The sequence below is a fragment of the Caballeronia sp. genome (assembly GCF_049581465.1).
Classification (GTDB): domain Bacteria; phylum Pseudomonadota; class Gammaproteobacteria; order Burkholderiales; family Burkholderiaceae; genus Caballeronia.
This window is the reverse complement of record NZ_JBAUSA010001265.1, coordinates 1-2802: the sequence shown is the minus strand read 5'-3', so window position 1 is coordinate 2802 and position 2802 is coordinate 1. Positions and strand designations below refer to the sequence as shown.

Genomic DNA, 2802 nt, shown 5'->3' with positions numbered 1-2802 from the left:
GCCTGGACCTCGAGATTCCGACAGGCAAGCCGCCAGTCGTCAAGCAGGAAACGGTGATCGCCAGCGGTTTTGGCGCGCAGGCCGACAAGGGCGTGTTTCTCGTGGGACCGACAGGACTGGCGTTGTCGCCGGACCAGAAGCTGCTTTATGCTTCGGACGCCGTGGGAAATCGCGTGACCGAAATCGATGACCCGATGACCCGCGACACCAGCGCAGGCGTCGGTCGCGAGGTGACCGCCGACGGCTTCCTGCATCGGCCCCTTGCTATGGTGACAGCGCCCAACGGTCACTTGCTCGTGACCAACGCGTTGAATGGCCAGGTGGTGGAGATCGATCCGGTCGCGGGCAAGCAACTCTATGCACGCTGGATCGATACCGACAAAGCGCAATCGCCTCCGGGCAATGGTGACTTGTTCGGTATCGCGATGACTCCGGAAGGCGACGGTTTCTACTACGTGCAGGACGATGTCAACACGCTGGTTCTGGCGAAGTAAATCTAGCGAAGTCGAGCTGGCTCAATCCAGGCTGGCGCAGTAATTTTGCAGGCAGGCAATTCCATGGCTAATGAGCAAGATTCATCTCGCAGGCGGTTTTTAAAGGCGGGCGTAGCGGCTGGCGCGGCATTAGGCGCCGGTTCCGTCGCGCATGCGGCGACCCAGGCGCAACTTAAGCCACCTGCACTTGTAGACCCGATGATGGTTGTCGAACCGTTTTTCGGTGAACATCAGGGCGGTATCGTGACGCCGCAGCAGAGTCATATCTATGTCGCCGTGCTCGATCTCACGACCGACAAACGCGACGATGTGATTGCCTTGCTGAAGTCGTGGACCGACGCGGCGGCGCGGATGTCCAAGGGCGAAACGGCGCAGCCGATCGTGACGGACGACCAACCGGAAGCCAAGGCCGCCCCCGATTCCGGCGATATCCTCGGCCTCGGCGCGGCGGGCTTGACGATCACGTTCGGCTTTGGCCCGGGCATGTTCACGAAGGACGGCCACGATCGCTACGGCATTTCGAATCGCCGGCCGGCTGCGCTGGTCGATCTGCCGCGCTTCAATGGCGACCAGTTGCTCCCGCAGAAAACCGGCGGCGACATCATGATCCAGGCGTGCGCCAACGACGCACAAGTCGCATTCCACGCAGTGCGCCAACTTGCACGCATGGCGTACGGCAACGCGGCGATGCGCTGGGGCCAGGCCGGTTTCGCGTCCGGGGCACGTGGGAAGACACCGCGAAACCTGATGGGTTTCAAGGACGGCACCAACAATCCGAGAGTCGCGGACCCCGCGCTGATGAAGGAGTTCGTCTGGGCAAACGCGGCCGATGCGCCGTGGATGAACGGCGGCAGCTACTCGGTCGTGCGCCGTATCCGCATCACGCTGGAACACTGGGACACGATGGAACGCGGTTTCCAGGAACAGGTGTTTGGTCGCGAGAAGTACAGCGGCGCGCCGCTCGGCAAGAAGAACGAATTCGATCCGGTCGATCTCGACGCCGTCGATAAAGACGGCAACCAGGTCATTCCGGAGAACTCTCACGTACGGTTGTCCAATCGCGGGACCAACAACGGCGCGCAGATCTTGCGCCGCTCGTATTCGTACAACGACGGAACCGATTTTTATATCGAACGGTGGCCCCCATGGCGCCAGGAGACCGAATACGACGCGGGGCTGATTTTCATCGCGTTCCAAGGGGATCCGCGCACGGGTTTCATCCCGATCAACGAGCGGCTCTCGAAGTTCGACATGATGAACCAGTTCACCACGCACGTAGGCAGCGGCGTAGTCGCGTGCCCGCCGGGTGCGCGACCGGGGTCGTATATTGGCGCGGGCCTGTTCGAGACTTAAAAAATAAAGCGCCGGCGACAAGGCCGGCGTGCTTTGAAGACACAAGCTTTGAAGACAAGAGGAATGACTGCAATGAAAACCACCCGCTTCACGCGCCAGCCGATTTTGCGCACACTCTGCTCAATCGCCGCGCTGGCCGTCGCTGCTGCGCTGCCGATCGAGTCGCAGGCGGCGTCGCTGACTTTGTACAACGCCCAGCACGAACAAGTCGTGGCTGCGCTCGCGAAGGACTTCGAGAAGCAGACCGGCATTTCGGTCAAGGTTCGCAATGGCGAAGGCCCGGCAATGGCCGCGCAACTGGTGGCTGAAGGTTCGGCTTCCCCCGCCGATGTCTACTTCACCGAGAACTCGCCGGAGCTGATGCTGCTGGACGAGAAGGGCATGCTGGCGAAGACGGATGCATCGACGCTGTCCAACATTCCTTCCCGCTTCAACTCGCCGCAAGGCGACTGGGTTGGCGTGCTCGCGCGTGAAAACGTGCTGGTCTACAACACGAAGAAGATCGATGCCGCGCAATTGCCGGCGTCGCTGATGGACCTCGCCAAGCCGCAGTGGAAAGGCAAGGTTGGCGTAGCGCCGAGCGACGGCGATTTCCTGCCGGTTGTCAGCGCAGTGATCGCTATGAAGGGGGAAGCCGAGGCGCTCGAGTGGCTCAAGGGCCTGAAGAAGAACGCGCAAATTTTCGACGACGACGAAGGCGTGGTCGCGGCGGTGAATCGTGGCGGCGTGGCGACGGGTGTCGTGAACAACTACTACTGGGCGCGTTTGCACGTCCAGCTTGGCGATAGCGCCACTCGCAGCGCGATCTATCACTTCCCCAATGGCGACGTGGGCGCGTTGGTCAATGTATCGGGCGCGGCGGTGCTGAAGTCCAGCACCAACCAGCAAGCTGCGCAGCAATTCCTCGCGTACCTGGTGAGCGAACGCGCTCAGCAACTGATGGCGAACGGCAAGA

2 protein-coding genes and 1 pseudogene are annotated in these 2802 nt (G+C 61.5%); all 3 read left to right on the top strand.

Going from position 1 to position 2802, the window contains the following annotated elements; genetic code table 11:
* Positions 1–494 (top strand): annotated as a pseudogene (locus tag WCA53_RS30645) (hypothetical protein); the annotation flags it as partial.
* A gap of 63 nt (positions 495–557) precedes the next feature.
* Complete coding sequence (efeB, locus tag WCA53_RS30640) at positions 558–1847, top strand: iron uptake transporter deferrochelatase/peroxidase subunit (protein WP_423920303.1); 1290 nt, start codon at positions 558–560, stop codon at positions 1845–1847.
* A gap of 72 nt (positions 1848–1919) precedes the next feature.
* Positions 1920–2802, top strand: an 883-nt coding sequence (locus WCA53_RS30635) for an extracellular solute-binding protein (protein WP_423920300.1), incomplete at its 3' end; no start/stop codon positions are given.

Bases quoted from the DNA above. Each gene is read 5' to 3' on its own strand.
- efeB (WP_423920303.1), top strand. From the start codon at position 558: ATGGCTAATGAGCAAGATTCATCTCGCAGGCGGTTTTTAAAGGCGGGC.